Below are 17,644 nucleotides of genomic sequence, written 5' to 3' on the forward strand. Positions count from 1 at the left end.
GGCGACTCGGGCTTGAACCGAGGACCGACGGATTATGAGTCGGTCAGCACCCATCCGGATAGGTCGCGAACCGGTCGGGCTCGTGCTCAGGAGTGCCGGGCTCGCCACTCGTCATGCGGCCCGGTCGCCGCCCGTGATGCGAGGCGGCGTAGCAACGCGTTAGCACGCCGCGCACTGCCCCCAGCTGCACTAGGGCCACTGTCGAGTACTACGAGCTCATGGCAGGGGCTCAGGGGGCGCGATAAAGAGGCGGGCCCAGCCCAGCGCACACGGCATACGGACGCCCCGCTCTCCTTGGGGAGGGCGGGCGCTTCTTTCATGCACGGCGTGAGTCGCTCCGGTAAGTCTTCACCTGTGGGTCGATCTACAGGCCCACTTTTCCCCAGCTGGAACCCAAGGCTGGGAGGGGCGCCCTCATCGTCTGCCGGTGGGGGCGTCTCCACGTCCGGGAGCCAGAACGCCCCCTCCTGCCCTTCGGGTCGGGAGGGGGCGTTCTCGCGTTAGGCGGTGGCGTGGTTGAAGAAGCGCGTCACGAAGGACTCGACGTACTCGTCCGAGCTGAGGCTTCCAAGTAGCGCGGTGCTCTCGACAGCGAAGACGAGTCGCTCGCCGAGAGCGTGCGCCAGTTGCTCGGCCTGCCCCTTCTCGATCTGCTGGTCTGCCCACAGCATCGCCTGCCGGTGGTTGTTGGCCAGCCACGCGGACAGCATCGCCTGAGTGGCGACGCCCAGCTTGTCCCGCCAAGGCCTGACCCGCGACATCAGGGCCACCCCCGTCGCAGGTCGGCACCCCATGATCGAGCCCAGGTCGACGGTCGCACACGACGCCATCGCCACGGCGGCCACGAGGCCGTGCATGCCCAGACCCGCCACTGCCGACGCGAAGGCGGTCTGCACGTCGTGGTCATCGGGCGCCCGCAGCAGCGCGTGTGTAAGTTCCCGAAGGTCGCTGTACGTCAGCCACATCTCGGGTTGCTGGAAGTCGCCGGGCTCGAACATCGACACACCCCTCCTCGCTCGAGGACGATCCTCGCTCACTCGAGCGTAGGGCCGCGTGATGACATACCCGGGCGGCATGCTCGAGTACACCCTCGCCGACTACGACCCGCTGATTGACGGGGACGAGGTCGAGTGGGCCCGGCGCCTCGACGAGCAGGGCTGGCGCACTTGGCACGGCACGGGTGTCCGGGTGAACGTCAACGGCCGGGGCGCGAAGTGCTGGAGCCTGCGTCGGAAGCCGAGCGCGCCACTGCAGTCACGCGGCGTCCCCGCGGCAGGTCGCACAACTGGCGAGGCCGTACGGGCTAGCCGACCCGATGGTCCTTGAATGCCGGGTGCGGATGGGTAGGCGGCGTCAGAACACGCTTCTCAGGCGAGGCTCAAGAAGAGTTTCTCCATGGCCGCGTGGTCCTCCTCGTTGATGCCGTCCGGTGCGGTGAGGCACTCGCGCAGGCCCGACGAGACGATCGCGAAGCCGGCCCGGTCGAGGGCCTTGTTGACGGCGGCGAGTTGTGTGACGACGTCCTTGCAGTCGCGGCCCTCCTCGATGAGGCGGATGACGCCGCCGAGCTGGCCCTGGGCGCGGCGCAGCCGGTTGATGACGGGCGCCATGTCGCCCTGATTAAGCGTGACCATGTCGGTCTCCTAGGGGTCGTGGGGTCTCAGCGCCCGAGGGCGTCGAGGACGGAGGTGAGTCGGATGCGAGCGTCAGCGGCGACGTCGGTGAGGGCCTCGTTGCCGGTCACGGCGACCATGGCGTCGGGGTCCATGGCCTCGACGACGGTGCTGCCGTCGTCGACCGAGCGGACCACGACGTTGCAGGGCAGGAGGACCCCGATAGAGGGCTCGGCGTCGAGCGCGGCGAGGGCCAGCGGTGGGCGGCAGGCCCCGAGGATCACCTGCGGCGGGAGGTCGGCGTCAAGCTTCTCCCTGAGGGTCGCCGCGAGGTCGATCTCGGTGAGGATGCCGAACCCTTGGTCGGCGAGAGCCGACCGAGTGGACTCGAGCACCTCGGGGAACGGGCGGTCGACGGTGGTGCTGATGGCGTGGGGCACGGCGAGCTCCTTCGTGGGGTCTGACGGACGTGAGGGTCGGACGGTCGTGGGGTCAGGCGGACTGGGGGGCTGCCGCGATCGAGGCGCGGACCTCGTCCATGTCGAGCGCCCGGACGCCGGCGATGACCTCGTCGAGCGCGCTGGCGGGCAGGGCACCCGGCTGGCTGAACACGAGGATCCCATCACGGAAGGCCATGAGCGTCGGGATGGAGGTGATACCCGCGGCAGCAACGAGGGTCTGCTCGGCCTCGGTGTCGACCTTGCCGAAGACGATGTCGGGGTGCTGGGTCGAGGCCGCCTCGAAGACGGGCGCGAACTGCCGGCACGGGCCGCACCACGACGCCCAGAAGTCGACGAGGACGATGCCGCCCTCGCTGACGGTGGACTCGAAGTTCCCTGCGGTGAGGGTCTGGGTGGACATGAGGTGCTCCTCTGCTGATGCGTGTCGGGTGCGTGCGCGGGGCCCCGGGTCAAATACCCCATGGGGTATTTGACAAGGATACCCCCAGGGGTACTACGGTGGCAACCGTCCGGCATACCCCGCCCGGTATCCACCCCAGTGAAGAAGGCACCCGATGTCCGAGATCTCGCTCGAGCAGTTCGCCGCCACCGCGCCCGGCGCCGCCACCGTCATCGACGTCCGGCAGCCGCGGGAGTACGTCGATGGTCACGTGTCTGGATCGATCCTCATGCCGATGACGGAGCTGTCGTCGCGGCTGGCCGAGCTCGACCGCACGCGCCCCGTGCACGTCATCTGCGCGAGCGGCAACCGTTCCGGCGCCCTGGCCGACTTCCTTGCCGGCCTCGGCTTCGAGGCCCTGTCGGTCGCCGGCGGCGTCACCGCCTGGGCCGCCTCCGGGCGCCCGCTCGTTACCAGGGTTCGGCCGACCGCGCCCGCCCCGGCCGCTTCCTGACCTCCAGCCCACACCCTCCCAGATCCCCGTCCCACGGAAGGACTCCCCACTCGTGAGCACCACTCCCGTCATCGTCCCCATCGACACGCCGACCCTCGGCGACCGCTCCTACCTCGCCCACGACGGCTCGGTCGCGCTCGTCGTCGACCCCCAGCGCGACATCGACCGCGTCCTCGCCCTCGCCGACGAGGCCGGTGTCCGCATCGCGCACGTCTTCGAGACGCACATCCACAATGACTACCTCACCGGCGGACTCGCGCTCGCCGAGGCGACCGGCGCGGCCTACCACGTCAACGCCGCCGACGAGGTCTCCTATGCGCGCACCCCGATCAGCGACGGCGACGTCGTCGAGGTGTCGCCGAGCCTGCGGGTGCGCGCCATCGCGACGCCGGGTCACACGTTCACCCACCTCTCCTACGCGCTCGAGTCGGTGTCCGACGACGGCATCGAGGCCGTGGGCGTCTTCACCGGCGGCTCGCTCCTCTTCGGCGCGACCGGCCGCCCCGACCTCCTCGGCCACGAGCACACCTCCGACCTCGTGCACCACCAGTTCTCCTCCGCGCACCGCCTCGCCGACGAGCTGCCCGAGCACACCCACGTCCTTCCGACCCACGGCTTCGGCTCCTTCTGCTCGGCCGGGTCGACCGGTGACACGACGGCCTCGACCATCGGTGCGGAGAAGCGGCAGAACCCCGCCCTCACCCAGGACGAGGAGAAGTGGGTCGCCGACACCCTCGCCGGGCTCGACGCCTACCCCGCCTACTACGCGCACATGGCGCCGGGCAACAGCACCGGACCGTCCGCGCCCGACCTCTCGACGCCCGAGAGCGCCGACAAGGAGACGCTCGCGACGCGGATCGCCTCAGGGGAGTGGGTCGTCGACCTCCGCACCCGCACCGCCTTCGCCGCCGGTCACGTCACCGGGACGCTCAACTTCGGCGTCGACGGCCAGTTCGCGACCTACCTCGGCTGGATCATCCCGTGGGGCACCCCGCTCACCCTCCTCGGCGAGAGCCCCGAGCAGGTCGCCGAGGCTCAGCGCGAGCTCGTCCGCATCGGCATCGACCACCTCGAGGGTGCCGCGACCGGCTCCCCGCAGGACTGGACCGACGCGCCGCTCGGCTCGTTCGAGCGCGCGGTCTTCGCCGACCTCGCCCAAGTGCGCCACCACCGCGAGGTCTCCGTCCTCGACGTGCGCCGCACCTCGGAGTTCGACGAGGCCCACATCTCCGGCGCCGTCAACGTGCCGCTCCACGAGCTGCTCGACCGCGTCGACGAGGTCCCCTCCGGCGAGGTCTGGGTCCACTGCGCCGGTGGCTACCGCGCCTCCATCGCGGCCTCGGTCCTCGCTGCCCGCGGCGTCCACGTCGTGGCCGTCGACGACAGCTTCGACGAGGGCGCCAAGCCCTCCGGCCTGCCCATCGCCGCGGCCTGAGCGGCCGTACTCCTCCCCCTCGCCGCACCCCCGCAACCCCTCGGGTCCTCGACCCGTCGAGCCCCGAACCCCAGAACACCGAACAATCCGAACCCAAGGAGAAACCACTATGTGTCGTCCCGCCACCTGCAAGGTCTGCGGCAAGACCACCTGGGCCGGCTGCGGCCAGCACGTCGACCAGGTCATGGCCGGCGTCCCGCGCGGCGAGCGCTGCACCGGCCACACCGACGCGGAGAAGGCCGCCGCCTCGAGCGGCTCGCGGCTCGGCCGCTTCTTCGGCCGCGGCTGAGGCGTGTCACCGCTGCTCATCCCCCTCGGGCTCGTCATCGGCCTGGCGCTCGGAGCGCTGGGCGGCGGCGGCTCGATGCTCACCATCCCTGCCCTCGTCTACGTCCTCGGGCTGGAGCCGGGCACCGCGACGACGAGCTCGCTGCTCATTGTCGGCGCGACCTCGCTCATCGGTCTCGCCCCGCACCTCCGCGCCGGTCGCGTCCGCGTCGCACAGGGCCTGATGTTCGGTGCGCACGGGACGGCCGGTTCGTATGCCGGCTCGCTCCTCTCCTCCCACGTCGCACCTGCCGTGCTGCTCACCGCGTTCGCCGGGCTCATGCTCGTCGTCGCGACGGTCATGCTCGTCAGGTCCGTCCGCGGGCCGGGAAGCGGTGAGGGCGCCGACCTGTCGCGGGAGCCGATCGTCACGCTGCGACCGGTGACGTGCGCGTGCCCCAGGCTCGCGAAGCTGCTCGTCGCGGCGACCGCCGTCGGGCTGCTCACCGGGTTCTTCGGCGTCGGCGGCGGGTTCCTCCTCGTGCCCGCCCTCGTGCTGGCCCTGTCCTTCCCCATGCCCGTCGCCGTCGGAACCTCCCTGCTCGTCATCGCCATCAACAGCGCCACGGCACTGCTGTCCCGCGTGTCGACGATCGGGACCGACCTCGACTGGCCGCTCATCGCCGGGTTCACGGCCGCGGCGGTCGTCGGCAGCCTCGTCGGCGGCAAGGTCGCCGCCCGCATCCCGGCCAAGGTCCTGTCGCGCACGTTCGCCGGGCTTGTCCTGGCCGTCGCGGTCTACACCGCGGCGAACAGCGTCCCAGCGCTGCTCTGACCGCCCCCGTTCCGGCAGGTCCTCCTCCACTACCCCCTTCGATCCGGCCGCCCGGCCGGGTCGACCTCCGAGAAAGGTCCGCATGTCCTCCCTCACGACCCCCACGATCGACCAGCGCCCGTCGACCCACGGCCCCGCCGGCGTCGACCCGCACGACGTCAGGGAGTGGTTGGCCGCGGGCCGGGCCCCGCGGCTGCTCGACGTGCGCAGCCCCGCCGAGTTCGCGTCCGCGCACATCCCCGGCTCCTGGAACGTCCCCCTCGACCTGCTCCGCGAGCACCGCGACGAGCTGGGCGCCCACCTGGACGAGGAGGTCGTGCTCGTCTGCCGTTCCGGCGACCGCGCAACGCAGGCCGAGACCCTCCTTAGCTCCCGCGGTCCAGCGAACCTCCACGTCCTCGCCGGCGGCATCGCGGGCTGGGAGGCCGCCGGCGGCGAGCTCAGCCGCGGCCGCGAGACTTGGGAGCTCGAGCGCCAGGTGCGTCTCGTCGCCGGTGGCATCGTCCTCGCCGGTGTGCTCATGAGCACCGTCCTTCCGAAGGCAAAGTGGCTCTCCGGCGCCATCGGCGGCGGGCTCACCGTCGCCGCGCTCACGGACAGCTGCGCGATGGGCATGCTCCTCTCTCGGATGCCTTGGAACCGCCGCAGCGAGCCCGATGTCCAATCCGTCCTGCAGGCGCTCGCCGGCTGACGCGGGCTGGTGACGCTGCGCTGAGTGTGCGGCGACACCGGCAGTAGCCACGTCGAGCCGTCCGTCACCCAGATCGCTCAGGAGCGCGCGTCAGCTCACGTGGTCGACGTCGAACCGTTCGTCGCCTGATTCCGTTCGGCTAGCCGCTGCGCTGTGCGAGATGTCAACACCCCCTGGATGGTAGAAGTCGACCATGTGGCGCCGCCGCGTGCCGTTTCTATCCCGTCCTCAGTAAGGCGCTCTGCGATGCGGCGCAGCGTTGCCCCTCGTGCTCGCTCATCCACGATGCGTGCTACAACGCCTTCCGGGAGCGACGGGGGGCGGCCAACATGAATCCCTTCCGCTCGACGCTGGGCCATTCCCTCCCGAGTCCTCGCGCCGATGAGGTCCCTCTCGTACTCGGCGGCTGCCGCCAGCACATGGGCCGTGAACTTCCCCGCTGCGTCTTCGGTGTCGAGGTTGGGCGACAGGAGAACCAGACGCCACTTCTTGCGCTTCGCCCGAGCCAACAGACCAGCAAAGTCAGCCACAGAGCGTGAGAGACGATCCAGTCGGATCGCCACGAGTGCGTCCGCCGCACCCCGATCCAACCGATCCAGCGCGTCCGCCAAACCTGGGCGATTGAGGTCCTTCGCGCTGAAGCCCTCGTCGGCCACCAATTCGAAGTCCCAGCGGCACTACTGAAGCGCGGCGGCTTCGATCTCGTCGACGACCGCAAGGGCAATGTCACCGACGTGAAGCACAGCGGTGCGTCTGCCCCAGTCAGGCGGCGGCCAACAGCCTTGGCGGCGACCTACATGCACTTGGATTCATTCATGTACGGGCTGCTCTCAGGGGCCACGCATGGCCGCGTGTGGTTCATGCAGGGGCTTCAGGGGTCCCGGGACGACCTCGAACGCTTCTACCTACTACCTCTTCTGGACGTGTCGGATCGCGCTGTGGAGACGGCGTGCTGGCACGTGGGCCTCAAGCCGGACATATGGCTGAAAGAGACCCACTTCCGGCGCGTAGCCCTGCGTACGGATCTGGCGCAGTTCGCCGAGGGGTGGGAGACCTACGCGTCACGCCGCCGAAGCGGACGTGTTAGCAAATGGTTAGCACCCGACGGGTATGGGGCATCGTTCGGCGGTGTCTTTCGAGGCTCTGGCCTGCAGAGAGTTGAGTGGGGCGACTCGGGCTTGAACCGAGGACCGACGGATTATGAGTCCGCTGCTCTGACCGACTGAGCTACCGCCCCTGAAGCGGAGCCGAGCCTACCTGCGGGGGGCGAGCGGACGGCATACGCCATGGTTCGTCGCGGCAGGCGACGTTGCGAAAAGGTGTCGCATCGACGCAGAGCCACGTGACGGGGGCCACGTGCGGGTAGGTTTCCGTGCATGACAGAGCCCCTCGTCGTCCTCAAGGACGTCCAGAAGCACTTCGGCGACCTCCACGTCCTCAAGGACATCAACCTGGAGATCGGCAAGGGCGAGGTCGTCGTCGTCATCGGGCCCTCGGGTTCGGGCAAGTCGACGCTGTGCCGCGCGATCAACCGTCTCGAGACGATCGAGTCGGGCACCATCACGATCGACGGCAAGACCCTTCCCGAGGAGGGCAAGGCGCTCGCCCAACTCCGTGCGGACGTGGGCATGGTCTTCCAGTCGTTCAACCTGTTCGCGCACAAGACGATCCTCGACAACGTGACGCTCGGCCCGATCAAGGTGCGCAAGGTCAAGAAGGCCGACGCCGAGAAGCGCGCCATGGAGTTGCTCGAGCGGGTCGGCGTCGCACACCAGGCGCAGAAGTTCCCGGCGCAGCTGTCCGGCGGTCAGCAGCAGCGCGTCGCCATCGCCCGCTCGCTGGCGATGGACCCCAAGGTCATGCTCTTCGACGAGCCGACGTCCGCCCTCGACCCGGAGATGATCAACGAGGTCCTCGACGTCATGGTCAACCTCGCCAAGGAGGGCATGACGATGATCGTGGTCACCCACGAGATGGGCTTCGCCCGCAAGGCCGCCAACCGCGTCGTCTTCATGGCCGACGGCCAGATCGTCGAGGAGAACACCCCCGAGGAGTTCTTCACGAACCCCCAGAGCGATCGCGCCAAGGACTTCCTCGGCAAGATCCTCACCCACTGAACCCACGCTCCCGAACACCTGCGAGAACCCCAGCACTTCAACTGCTCCACACCACGGCACGCAGGGTGCCGCCATCACAGGAGGAACACCAGATGAATGCACGACGGATCGGCGCCATCGCCGCCACCGCCGCCCTCGCCCTCGGCCTCTCGGCCTGTGGCAGCTCCGATGACGGTGGCGACGCCGGCAGCGGTGGCGACAGCGGCAAGAAGCTCAAGATCGGCATCAAGTTCGACCAGCCCGGCCTCGGCCTGAAGAAGGGCACCGACGTCACCGGCTTCGACGTCGACATCGCGAAGTACGTCGCCAAGGAGCTCGGCACGTCCGAGGCCAACATCGAGTGGGTTCAGGCTCCCTCGCCCCAGCGCGAGACGCTCATCGAGACGGGTCAGGTCGACCTGATCTTCGCGACCTACTCGATCACCGACGCGCGCAAGGAGAAGGTCACCTTCGCCGGCCCGTACTTCATCGCCGGTCAGGACCTCCTCGTCCGCGCCGACGACGCCTCGATCACCGGCCCCGACTCCCTCACCGGCAAGAAGCTGTGCTCGGTCAAGGGTTCGACGTCCGCGCAGAAGGTCAAGGACAAGTACCCGGGCGTCCAGCTCCAGGAGTTCGCGACCTACTCCGAGTGCCTTCCGGCGCTCTCGACCGGAGGCGTCGACGCCCTCACGACGGACGACACGATCCTCGCCGGCTACGCGGCCCAGGCCGAGTACAAGGGCAAGTTCAAGGTCGTCGGCCAGCCGTTCTCCGAGGAGCGTTACGGCGTCGGCCTCAAGAAGGGCGACACCGCGACCTGCAACAAGGTGAACGACGCCCTCAAGAAGGCCTTCACCGACGGTGCCTGGCAGAAGGCGATCGACGACAACCTGGGCCCGGCGGGCTACAAGGCCGGCCCGGGCAACCCGCCCACCCCGGACGCCTGCGCCTGAGGCTCGTCACGCTTCGCAACCACGGCGTATGCCGTCCGCTACCTCACGAGGTGGGCGGACGGCATACGCATCCCCTTCCAGAGCCACTTGGAGGCTGATCCATGGGTGAGATCCTGAGGGACTACGACGTCCTCGGCGCCTTCTGGATGACGATCTACCTGACGTTCTTCTCGGCCATTGGCGCCCTGGTCATCGGCACGATCCTCGCCGTCATGCGGGTCTCACCCGTGAGCGTCCTGCGGGCTGCGGGCACCGCCTACGTCAACGTCATTCGCAACACTCCCCTGACGCTGATCCTCGTGTTCTGCTCGTTGGGCGTCCTCTACATCCTCGAGATCAACCTCGCCGACCCGCAGTCGCCGACCTCGATCCGTGACAACGCGATCCGCTGGGCCATCGTGGGCCTGTCCGTCTACCACGCGGCGTTCGTGTGCGAGGCGCTGCGCTCGGGCGTCAATACCGTCCCGCTGGGTCAGGCCGAGGCGGCCCGCGCGATCGGCCTCACGTTCGGCCAGTCGCTCACCCAGGTGATCATGCCGCAGGCCTTCCGGGGTGCGATCGCACCGCTCGGATCAGTCCTCATCGCGCTGACGAAGAACACGACGGTGGCGTCGATCATCGGCGTCGCGGAGGCGTCCGGCCTCATGAAGGAGATCATGGAGAACGAGACGGCATCGTTCGCGGTGTTCCTGCTCTTCGCCCTCGGCTTCGTCATCCTGACGCTCCCGACCGGCATGCTCTTCACGTGGATGTCGCAGCGCCTGGCGGTGAAGCGATGAGCACCCAGAACGTCCTCTTCGACGCCCCCGGCCCCAAGGCGCGGGCGCGCCACCTCGTCTTGACCGTTGTGGGTGGATTGATCGTCGCGGGCATCGCGGCGGCCGTCCTGTGGAAGTTCAACGAGCAGGGGCAGCTCGAAGGCCCCATGTGGCGTTCGCTGTTCACCGCTGACGTGTGGACGCAGTACCTCCTCCCCGGCCTGTGGGCGACGATCAAGGCGGCCGCGATCTCGATCGTCGGCGCGATGATCTTCGGCATCATCTTCGGCACCGGCCGCCTCTCCCACGTCGCGCCGATTCGCTGGTTCTGTGGCGTCGTGGTCGAGTTCTTCCGGGCAGTCCCGGTGCTGCTGATGATGTACTTCCTGTTCTCGTGGTTCGCCGTGCAGGCGTTCTTCGACGCGCAGTACTACCCCATCGCCGCCACCGTCATAGCGCTCACGCTCTACAACGGGTCGGTCATCGCCGAGCTCGTGCGCTCCGGTGTCTTCGGACTCCCCAAGGGCCAGCGCGAGGCCGGGCTCTCGGTGGGTCTGACCCGCTCGCAGTCACTGCGCTCGATCGAGCTCCCCCAAGCGCTGACGGCGATGCTTCCGGCACTCGTGAGCCAGCTCGTCGTGGTCCTCAAGGACAGCGCGCTCGGCTCGGCCCTGCCCTACATCGAGTTGCTGTCGCAGGTGAAGAACGTCGGCACGGCCTACGGCAACGTCATCCCCGCGTACATCCTCGGCGCAGCCCTGTTCATCCTCCTCAACTACGCCCTGACCTTCATCGCAGGGCGGATCGAGCGGCGGATCAACAAGCGCGGCAAGACCGCCGGCGGCACCGTCGCAGCTCCCCTGCCCGGCACGACGGCCGAGGACCCGACGACCTGACGAACCGCGTCAACCCCACGAGCGAAGGGCCCGGATCCAGATGGATCCGGGCCCTTCGTCAGTGCGCTCCCCCGGTTGGACTCGAACCAACAACCTGCCGATTAACAGTCGGCTGCTCTGCCAATTGAGCTACAGGGGAATGGCGCTCGCGGTGTTGCTGCGGCAGCGCGCTGCGCAACCTTAGCAAAGGGAGTGCCCCATCACGAAAACGAGGTCCCACCAGCGCTGCCGAGTGCCAGACGGGGCACATCTGACGCCTCTGGCACTCCCCCGACGGCCACGCACCGAGGCCGCGAGCTCAGCTGAGGCCGACCTGCTCGCGCAGCCGATCCAGCGCTGCCCGCGTCGTTTCGAGCACTCCCGGATCGGTCGACCGCACACCGCGGCCGAGGATCGTCTGCCCGAGCAGCGCCTGCGTCTCGAGGTCCTTGCGCACGACCACGCGCGCCTTCTGCCTGCCCCCGAGGTCGACCTCGTCGGACAGCACGACCGTGGCCTGCACCCGCTCGCGGAACACCTGCGGGAGGGTCGACGGAAGCTCGATCTCCCACACCGACGCCGGCGCGCGGTCGACCCACTGAACAGTGAGTCGACGGGTCTCGTCGTCCCACGAACCGGTGTCGACCATGTGCCACGGACGGTCGAGTTCCACGGAACCGGCCTCCGAGCCACCTCTCACGGCATACACATGTGTCTTCGTCGCGACGAGGTATGCCGTGGTGCGCGGTTCGCGCGCCACGCTCAGCACCTCAGCGGCTCGGCTTCCGAGAACCGCAGCGACCTCGTCCGGCACCTCTGGCCCGCGTCGACCCAGACGACCCAGCCTCATGACGTGAGCCGATCACGTAGGCGGGCGCGGTTCATCTCGAGCTCGATGAGTCGACGCGAGCGTTCACGGATGCCTTCCGGGTCGGGTTCTGGGGCGTTCTGCAGGCGGCGGATGGCGGCCGTCTCGTCGGCGATCTGACGGCTCAGGCCGGCGTCGTGCACGCCGATGACGAGGGACTCGAGGTAGCGCTGCGGCGGCAGGCCCGTCGCCGGGTCGACCCGGGTCGGGAGCGGCGCGACGGACAACTCGGCAAGGAGTCCGCGTACGGCCAGCGGAGCGGCTTCGGTCACCGCCGCCACCCACCGGGCCGTCGAGAGCAGACCGGCGTGGCCGGCGACCGTGCGGACACCGTCGAAGATCGCCACGTGCGCCGGTGCCGTGAATGCCGACGGCGGGATGGCGTCGATCGTCTCGGTCGTGAACCGAGTCGGATACTGCAGCAGCGCCTGGAGCAGCTGCCGCTCGGTGATGACCACAGGGTCGCGCAGGTTCGGTGCGGGCATCGCCGCAGCACCCTCGAGCGCGTTCGGTTCGGGCACCTCATCGGTCGACGCCGGTGTGCGATCCCGCCCGTGCCCCACGGATCCGTCCGGCCCGGCCTGGCTGGCGGCGCTGGCCTCGCGTGCGCTGATCCGCCCGGCTCGCTGGACCTCGTTGCGGACCTGCTCCACCTCGACGCCGAGCATGCCGGAGACGGTGCGGATGTACTCAGGCCGCAGCGAGGAGTCGCGGATGGAGTTGATGATCGGAGCCACAGCACGCATCGCCTGCACGCGACCCTCGGCGGTGTCGAGGTCGAAGCGCTTCATCGTCGTGCGCACGGCGAACTCGAACATCGGGACGGCGTCGTCCACGAGCGCCTTGACCGCCTCGTCACCGCGCGCCAACCGCAAATCGCACGGGTCCATGCCATCGGGCGCAACCGCCACGAACGACTGCGACGCCCACCGCTGGTCCTCACCGAACGCCTTCATCGCCGCCTTCTGCCCGGGGACGTCACCGTCGAACGTGAAGATCACCCGCGCCGGTGCACCGTCGACCTCGTCGCGCATGATCCGGCGCAGGATCTTGATGTGGTCGACGCCGAACGCGGTGCCACACGTCGCCACCGCCCCCTCGACGCCGGACAGGTGAGCAGCCATGACGTCGGTGTAGCCCTCGACGACGACGGCCCGACGCTCCCCGGAGATGGCCTTCTTGGCGAGGTCAAGCCCGTAGAGGACCTGGGACTTCTTGTAGATCGGGGTCTCGGACGTGTTGAGGTACTTCGCGGCGATCCGGTCGTCGTCGAAGATCCGGCGCGCGCCGAAGCCGACGGTGTCGCCGGTGACGTCGCGGATCGGCCAGACGAGTCGCCCGCGGAACCGGTCGTAGAGCCCCCGGCTCCCCCGCCCGGACAGCCCACCCGTGACCATCTCGTCCTCGGTGAACCCCTTTTCGCGCAGGTGCCGGGTGAGGTCCTCACCACCGCGCGGGGCGAAGCCGATGCCGAACTGCTTCGCGATGACCCCGTTGAAGCCACGCTCGCGCAGGTAGTCCCGCCCCTGACGGGCCTCGGCACGATCCACGAGTGCCGCGGCATAGAACTCCTCGGCCACCCGGTGCGCCTCGATGAGCCGCGAGCGCTTGCCGAGCCCGCCCTCGGAGCGCGGTCCCCCGCCCTCCTCGTAGCGCAGCTCCATCCCGATCTTGGCCGCGAGCCGCTCGACCGCCTCGGAGAACGTGAGGTGCTCGACCTTCTGCACGAACGAGATGACATCGCCGCCCTCTCCACAACCGAAGCAGTGATACGCCCCGACAGCCGGTCGCACGGTGAACGATGGCGTCTTCTCGTCGTGGAACGGACACAGCCCCTTGAGCGACCCGACGCCCCCCGGTCGCAGCGTCACGTGGTCCCGCACGACGTCCTCGATGGAGGAGCGCTCCTTGACGGTCTGGATGTCGTCAGCGTTGATCCGGCCCGCCACGCGTCATCCTCCCGTCATCGTCCGGTCCCGTTCCGTGAGAGTTCAGTATGCCGTCCGCCCGCCTTCGCGTTCACCGACTGTCCCCAGCCCGCTCCCGTTCCTTGTCGAAAACGGGCGACTCCGTTCGGCACAAGGAGTGACAAGCCCCCACAGGGCACCGGCACCCGGAAGGATCTGCACCATGCGCACCCTCATCGTCTCCGAGTTCATCAGCCTCGACGGTGTCGTCGAGTCGCCCGACTGGACCTTCGAGGTCGTTGAGTACGACGAGGCGGCCTACGCCATCAAGGGCCGCGAGCAGGAGGAGGCCGGATGCCTCCTGCTCGGCCGGCAGTCCTACGACGAGTTCGCTCCGGTCTGGCCGACGATGGAGGAGTTCGCCGACTACAACGCCATGCCGAAGTACGTCGTCTCGTCCACCCTCGAGAACCCGGAGTGGAACAACACCACCGTGCTCCGCAGCCTCGATGAGGTGGCCGCGCTCAAGGAGTCGGACGAGCCCGGCACGATCCTCGTCCACGCCAGCGCGACGCTCGCTCAGGGCCTGGCCGAGGCCGGCCTGGTCGACCGATACCACCTGCTCGTCTACCCGGTCGTCCTCGGCACGGGCAAGCGTCTCTTCCCCACGGACAGCGAGTCGGCCCGCCAGAAGCTCTCCCTCGCGGAGCACGCCGTCTATTCGAACGGCATCCAGCTCAACGTCCTCGACGTCGTCCGCTGACGCGCCGCGCGCCCACTACACCCCGATGTCGGGTCAGCACCACTGACGGTGCAGCTCCAGGGCGCGCACGTCGGTGAGCGAGGCGACCTGGTCGACCACGACGCGCAGCGCCTCGCCGTCAGTTGCCGCTGCCTCGTGATCGGCGAGCAGCTCGGGATCCAGCCGTGAGGGGTCGCAACGGTAGGCCTCGACGAGGTCGCCGATGACGTCACGCTCAGCCGCCTGCACCTCGACGCGGTCCTGGGCATTCATCACGAAGTGCGCTGCCGTCGCCTTGAGCACGGCACACTCGGCGCGGGTGTCGTCGGGCACGACGAGGTCCGCGTCGTGACGGCTGAGGTCGCCGGGGCCGTGCCGTTCGCGTGTCGCCGCCTCGACGGCCTGCACGAAACGGCCGATGAGCCGTGAGGTCATGTCCTTGAGACGCGCGAGGTCCACGCGCGTTCCTGTGTATGCCGTCGGCACCGTGCCCGTGGCCAGCACCCGTTCCAGCGCAGCACCGAGGGCGTCGCGGCTGAGGTCCGTGGCATAGGAGGCGACGGCGACCGAGAGCACGGCGTCCGTGTCCACGGCATCACGAAGCAGCCGCGGGTCGAGACGTCCGGAGGCGATGGCGTCCTCGACGTCGTGCACGGAGTAGGCGACGTCGTCGGACCAGTCCATGACCTCGGCCTCGAAGCTCCGTTGCCCCTCCGGCGCACCCTCACGGAACCACTCGAAAACCGGAAGGTCACCGGCATACACGCCGAATTTTGGTGTGGGAGAAGGTGACTCGCCGCGGGCCCAGGGGTACTTCGTCGTCGCATCCAACGAGGCCCGGGTGAGGTTGAGTCCGGCCGGGCGACCGTCTGCGTGGAAGCGCTTGGGTTCGAGCCGGGTGAGGATCCGCAGCGTCTGCGCGTTGCCCTCGAACCCGCCGATCTCCGCGGCGATGGCGTTGAGGGCCGTCTCACCGTTGTGTCCGAAGGGCGGGTGCCCAAGGTCGTGCGCGAGGCACGCGGTGTCGACGACGTCGGCGTTGCAACCGAGCGCGGCTCCGAACTCGCGACCGATCTGGGCGACCTCGAGGCTGTGGGTGAGTCGGTTGCGGACGAAGTCGTCGCTGCCGGGCTGGAGCACCTGGGTCTTGGCCGACAGCCGCCGGAGTGACGCCGAGTGGACGAGCCGCGCACGGTCGCGCGCGAAGTCGTCGCGGTCCGCACGCTTGTGGGCAGGGTCCTCGGCGACCCAGCGCTCACGGTCCCGGGCGGAGTACGTCACGTCCCGACCCTAGAGGGTCGGTGAGGCCAGCGAGCCGGCCACCGCCTCTACCGGGACGGAGGTCGGGTTGCTTCGCTGGCCGCCGCCGCGGCCCGCTCGACCCACTTGGGTTGATCGCCGTAGCGCTGGCTCGGGATGAGGCGACCGTTCGCGCACTCGTCGATGAGCTGCAGCAGGCGCTTCTCGCGGGTCTCCTCACGCTTGGCCGACACGACCCAGTTCTCGGCGACCTTGCGGTAGGAGGCGGTGGCCACCTCCCAGAACGCCGCGGCCGCAGGGTCGGCGAGCAACCGGGCGCGCTGGTCGTCACCGAGCTCCTGACGGGTCTCGTAGGAGTAGCCGCTCAGCTCGGGCTTGCGGCGCTCGAACGCTGCGAGACCTGCGGGAAGCATCTTCCCCTCCGCGGTGAGCCGCTCGACGTGGGCGATGTTGACGGCACTCCAGACACTCGTCGACTTGCGCGGCGTCCAGCGCTGGCGACGTGAGTCCTCGTCGATCCGCTGCGACACGCTGTCGATCCACCCGAAGCACAACGCCTCGGGCACCGCGTCCTCCCACGTGAGCCCGCGGTCGGGGACGTGCTTCTTGCGCAGTCCCATCCACAACTCGGTCGCGGTCTCGTGGTTGGCCTCGAGCCACCCGCGGAACTCGGCGGCATCGCGGAAGAAGGTCGCGGGACGCTCGGCGGAACCACCCGGCATACCGAAATCGGTCATGCGGGCAGTCTGTCAGCCGCCTGAGACAGAGAGCTCGGCGTGAGCGATCTGCTCGCGCTGAGCCTCGTCGAGGTCACGGGAGCGCAGCCAGTTCTCGGGGAGGGCGACGACGCGGGGTGAACCCGCGCGGCCACGCTGCCCCTCGGCAGGGTCACCGGGCCAGGGTGCGTCGAGGTCCATCGTGCCGATGAGATCGTCGAGGGCCTGGAGGCTGTCGACGAGGGCGAGCTGGTTGCGGACGGTGGAGCCGGCCGGGAAGCCCTTGAGGTACCACGCGATGTGCTTGCGTATGTCGCGGCAGCCGCGCAGCTCGTCGCCGTCGTAGAAATCCACGAGGTATGCCGCGTGACGGCGGAGCGTGTCCGTCACCTCCCGCAGGCTCGGCTGCACCCGCGCGGTCGTGCCGGCGAAGGCCGCCGCGAGATCGGTGAAGAGCCACGGCCGACCGAGGCATCCACGACCCACGACGACGCCGTCGCAGCCGGTCTCGGCGACCATGCGCAGTGCGTCCTCAGCGGACCAGATGTCGCCATTGCCGAGGACCGGCACGGTGGTCACGGCTTCTTTGAGGCGGGCGATGGCCGACCAGTCCGCCTGGCCCGAATACGCCTGTGCCGCAGTCCTTCCGTGCAGTGCGACGGCCGCCGCACCTTCGCCCTCGGCAATTCGACCGGCGTCGAGGTAAGTGATGTGGTCGGCGTCGATCCCGATGCGCATCTTGACCGTGACCGGCACGTTGTGGGGGCTGGCCTCACGCACGACGTTGCTGATGATTCCGCGGAAGAGCTCGGTCTTCCACGGCAGAGCCGCTCCCCCGCCCTTGCGGGTCACCTTGGGCACGGGGCACCCGAAGTTGAGGTCGATGTGGTCGGCGCGGTCCTCGGTGACGAGCATGCGGGCGGCGAGTCCTGCGGTGGCCGGGTCGACCGAGTAGAGCTGGACCGAGCGCGGGTGCTCCTCCGGACCGTGGCTGATGAGGCGCATCGTCTCCGGGGTGCGCTCGACGAGCGCCCGGGAGGTCACCATCTCGTTGACGTAGAGGCTCGTCGCACCACTCGCGCCGCCGAGATCCGCACCGGCAGAACCGGACTCACGGCACAGCCTGCGGAACGCCCTGTTCGTGATGCCGGCCATCGGCGCGAGGACGACGGGCGACTCGATGGTGTGGCGCCCGATCTGCAGCGGTGGCAGAACGGGCTTCGTGGCGGTGGCGGGTTCGCCGGTCAACGCGGTAGTCATGGCCCTTCAGT

General features: G+C 69.1%; 21 protein-coding genes and 2 tRNA genes. 11 read left to right on the forward strand and 12 right to left on the reverse strand.

Annotated features, from left to right (window positions below):
- Positions 1–500 precede the first annotated feature (500 nt).
- On the reverse strand, positions 501–998 hold the full coding sequence (locus tag N803_RS00335; RefSeq protein ID WP_035901602.1) for a hypothetical protein: 498 nt from the start codon (positions 996–998) through the stop codon (positions 501–503).
- Between the two features lie 76 nt (positions 999–1,074).
- Here N803_RS00335 and N803_RS00340 point away from each other — a divergent pair, with 76 nt between their 5' ends.
- Entirely contained in the window at positions 1,075–1,326 is a 252-nt protein-coding gene (locus N803_RS00340; protein WP_169743013.1) for a hypothetical protein, read from the forward strand.
- Between the two features lie 41 nt (positions 1,327–1,367).
- On the opposite strand, the gene N803_RS00345 is transcribed toward N803_RS00340, so the two are convergent.
- The 3 genes from N803_RS00345 to trxA are packed head-to-tail and all read right to left on the reverse strand — an operon-like array spanning position 1,368 to position 2,474.
- Positions 1,368–1,634: a metal-sensitive transcriptional regulator gene (locus N803_RS00345; RefSeq protein ID WP_035901608.1), complete on the reverse strand. Its 267-nt coding sequence runs from the start codon at positions 1,632–1,634 to the stop codon at positions 1,368–1,370.
- Between the two features lie 26 nt (positions 1,635–1,660).
- On the reverse strand, positions 1,661–2,053 hold the full coding sequence (locus N803_RS00350) for a DUF302 domain-containing protein (RefSeq protein ID WP_035901612.1): 393 nt from the start codon (positions 2,051–2,053) through the stop codon (positions 1,661–1,663).
- Positions 2,054–2,105: 52 nt separating this feature from the next.
- Positions 2,106–2,474: a thioredoxin gene (trxA, locus tag N803_RS00355; protein ID WP_035901614.1), complete on the reverse strand. Its 369-nt coding sequence runs from the start codon at positions 2,472–2,474 to the stop codon at positions 2,106–2,108.
- Between the two features lie 154 nt (positions 2,475–2,628).
- On the opposite strand from trxA, the gene N803_RS00360 reads away from it, so the two are divergent.
- The 5 genes from N803_RS00360 to N803_RS00380 all read left to right on the forward strand — a co-directional run bounded on the left by N803_RS00360 (position 2,629) and on the right by N803_RS00380 (position 6,195).
- Positions 2,629–2,967, forward strand: coding sequence for a rhodanese-like domain-containing protein (locus N803_RS00360; protein ID WP_035901616.1), 339 nt, complete (start codon positions 2,629–2,631; stop codon positions 2,965–2,967).
- Positions 2,968–3,019: 52 nt separating this feature from the next.
- Complete coding sequence (locus N803_RS00365) at positions 3,020–4,402, forward strand: MBL fold metallo-hydrolase (protein ID WP_052111550.1); 1,383 nt, start codon at positions 3,020–3,022, stop codon at positions 4,400–4,402.
- Between the two features lie 109 nt (positions 4,403–4,511).
- Entirely contained in the window at positions 4,512–4,691 is a 180-nt protein-coding gene (locus N803_RS00370; RefSeq protein WP_035901618.1) for a hypothetical protein, read from the forward strand.
- 3 nt (positions 4,692–4,694) lie between these two features.
- Positions 4,695–5,504, forward strand: coding sequence for a sulfite exporter TauE/SafE family protein (locus N803_RS00375; protein WP_035901620.1), 810 nt, complete (start codon positions 4,695–4,697; stop codon positions 5,502–5,504).
- A gap of 82 nt (positions 5,505–5,586) precedes the next feature.
- The gene (locus N803_RS00380) at positions 5,587–6,195 is read left to right on the forward strand and encodes a rhodanese-like domain-containing protein (RefSeq protein WP_052111551.1); all 609 of its coding nucleotides are present in this window, start codon (positions 5,587–5,589) and stop codon (positions 6,193–6,195) included.
- 95 nt (positions 6,196–6,290) lie between these two features.
- Here the strand turns inward: N803_RS00380 and N803_RS19125 are convergent, their stop codons facing one another.
- Together N803_RS19125 and N803_RS00385 are read right to left on the reverse strand one after the other, a co-directional pair.
- Positions 6,291–6,851, reverse strand: coding sequence for a recombinase family protein (locus N803_RS19125; protein WP_169743014.1), 561 nt, complete (start codon positions 6,849–6,851; stop codon positions 6,291–6,293).
- 507 nt (positions 6,852–7,358) lie between these two features.
- Positions 7,359–7,432 (reverse strand) — tRNA-Ile (locus tag N803_RS00385).
- A 139-nt stretch (positions 7,433–7,571) separates the two neighbouring features.
- Between N803_RS00385 and N803_RS00390 the strand changes: the two genes are divergently transcribed.
- From N803_RS00390 to N803_RS00405, 4 genes are all read left to right on the forward strand, one after another.
- Entirely contained in the window at positions 7,572–8,312 is a 741-nt protein-coding gene (locus tag N803_RS00390) for an amino acid ABC transporter ATP-binding protein (protein WP_035901623.1), read from the forward strand.
- Between the two features lie 92 nt (positions 8,313–8,404).
- Positions 8,405–9,247 carry a glutamate ABC transporter substrate-binding protein gene (locus N803_RS00395; RefSeq protein ID WP_035901626.1) on the forward strand — a complete coding sequence of 281 codons (843 nt, stop codon included), beginning with the start codon at positions 8,405–8,407 and terminating at the stop codon, positions 9,245–9,247.
- 101 nt (positions 9,248–9,348) lie between these two features.
- Complete coding sequence (locus N803_RS00400) at positions 9,349–10,026, forward strand: amino acid ABC transporter permease (RefSeq protein ID WP_035901628.1); 678 nt, start codon at positions 9,349–9,351, stop codon at positions 10,024–10,026.
- Complete coding sequence (locus N803_RS00405; RefSeq protein WP_035901631.1) at positions 10,023–10,901, forward strand: amino acid ABC transporter permease; 879 nt, start codon at positions 10,023–10,025, stop codon at positions 10,899–10,901. The genes N803_RS00400 and N803_RS00405 overlap by 4 nt, the downstream gene beginning before the upstream one ends.
- 66 nt (positions 10,902–10,967) lie before the next feature.
- Here N803_RS00405 and N803_RS00410 read toward each other — a convergent pair.
- The 3 genes from N803_RS00410 to dnaG all read right to left on the reverse strand — a co-directional run bounded on the left by N803_RS00410 (position 10,968) and on the right by dnaG (position 13,697).
- Positions 10,968–11,040, reverse strand: a tRNA-Asn gene (locus N803_RS00410).
- Between the two features lie 159 nt (positions 11,041–11,199).
- On the reverse strand, positions 11,200–11,730 hold the full coding sequence (locus tag N803_RS00415) for a hypothetical protein (protein ID WP_035901634.1): 531 nt from the start codon (positions 11,728–11,730) through the stop codon (positions 11,200–11,202).
- Positions 11,727–13,697: a DNA primase gene (gene dnaG / locus N803_RS00420; RefSeq protein WP_035901636.1), complete on the reverse strand. Its 1,971-nt coding sequence runs from the start codon at positions 13,695–13,697 to the stop codon at positions 11,727–11,729. Before dnaG ends, N803_RS00415 begins: the two co-directional genes overlap by 4 nt.
- 181 nt (positions 13,698–13,878) lie before the next feature.
- Between dnaG and N803_RS00425 the strand changes: the two genes are divergently transcribed.
- Positions 13,879–14,418 carry a dihydrofolate reductase family protein gene (locus N803_RS00425; protein ID WP_035901638.1) on the forward strand — a complete coding sequence of 180 codons (540 nt, stop codon included), beginning with the start codon at positions 13,879–13,881 and terminating at the stop codon, positions 14,416–14,418.
- Positions 14,419–14,451: 33 nt separating this feature from the next.
- Here the strand turns inward: N803_RS00425 and N803_RS00430 are convergent, their stop codons facing one another.
- From N803_RS00430 to dusB, 3 genes are read right to left on the reverse strand one after another with little or no spacing between them, the layout of a single operon-like run.
- Positions 14,452–15,678, reverse strand: coding sequence for a deoxyguanosinetriphosphate triphosphohydrolase (locus N803_RS00430; RefSeq protein WP_035901641.1), 1,227 nt, complete (start codon positions 15,676–15,678; stop codon positions 14,452–14,454).
- A gap of 47 nt (positions 15,679–15,725) precedes the next feature.
- A complete protein-coding gene (locus tag N803_RS00435) occupies positions 15,726–16,394 on the reverse strand; it encodes a YdeI/OmpD-associated family protein (RefSeq protein ID WP_084763884.1) in 669 nt (222 codons plus the stop codon).
- A gap of 12 nt (positions 16,395–16,406) precedes the next feature.
- Complete coding sequence (gene dusB / locus N803_RS00440; RefSeq protein ID WP_035901647.1) at positions 16,407–17,633, reverse strand: tRNA dihydrouridine synthase DusB; 1,227 nt, start codon at positions 17,631–17,633, stop codon at positions 16,407–16,409.
- Positions 17,634–17,644: the final 11 nt, after the last annotated feature.

The organism is Knoellia subterranea KCTC 19937 (assembly GCF_000768685.1).
Taxonomy (GTDB): Bacteria; Actinomycetota; Actinomycetes; order Actinomycetales; family Dermatophilaceae; genus Knoellia; species Knoellia subterranea.

Coding starts and splice junctions, on each gene's coding strand:
- N803_RS00335 (WP_035901602.1), bottom strand. CDS start 998: ATGTTCGAGCCCGGCGACTTCCAGCAACCCGAGATGTGGCTGACGTAC.
- N803_RS00340 (WP_169743013.1), top strand. CDS start 1,075: ATGCTCGAGTACACCCTCGCCGACTACGACCCGCTGATTGACGGGGAC.
- N803_RS00345 (WP_035901608.1), bottom strand. CDS start 1,634: ATGGTCACGCTTAATCAGGGCGACATGGCGCCCGTCATCAACCGGCTG.
- trxA (WP_035901614.1), bottom strand. CDS start 2,474: ATGTCCACCCAGACCCTCACCGCAGGGAACTTCGAGTCCACCGTCAGC.
- N803_RS00360 (WP_035901616.1), top strand. CDS start 2,629: ATGTCCGAGATCTCGCTCGAGCAGTTCGCCGCCACCGCGCCCGGCGCC.
- N803_RS00370 (WP_035901618.1), top strand. CDS start 4,512: ATGTGTCGTCCCGCCACCTGCAAGGTCTGCGGCAAGACCACCTGGGCC.
- N803_RS00380 (WP_052111551.1), top strand. CDS start 5,587: ATGTCCTCCCTCACGACCCCCACGATCGACCAGCGCCCGTCGACCCAC.
- N803_RS00390 (WP_035901623.1), top strand. CDS start 7,572: ATGACAGAGCCCCTCGTCGTCCTCAAGGACGTCCAGAAGCACTTCGGC.
- N803_RS00395 (WP_035901626.1), top strand. CDS start 8,405: ATGAATGCACGACGGATCGGCGCCATCGCCGCCACCGCCGCCCTCGCC.
- N803_RS00400 (WP_035901628.1), top strand. CDS start 9,349: ATGGGTGAGATCCTGAGGGACTACGACGTCCTCGGCGCCTTCTGGATG.
- N803_RS00405 (WP_035901631.1), top strand. CDS start 10,023: ATGAGCACCCAGAACGTCCTCTTCGACGCCCCCGGCCCCAAGGCGCGG.
- N803_RS00415 (WP_035901634.1), bottom strand. CDS start 11,730: ATGAGGCTGGGTCGTCTGGGTCGACGCGGGCCAGAGGTGCCGGACGAG.
- N803_RS00425 (WP_035901638.1), top strand. CDS start 13,879: ATGCGCACCCTCATCGTCTCCGAGTTCATCAGCCTCGACGGTGTCGTC.
- N803_RS00435 (WP_084763884.1), bottom strand. CDS start 16,394: ATGACCGATTTCGGTATGCCGGGTGGTTCCGCCGAGCGTCCCGCGACC.
- dusB (WP_035901647.1), bottom strand. CDS start 17,633: ATGACTACCGCGTTGACCGGCGAACCCGCCACCGCCACGAAGCCCGTT.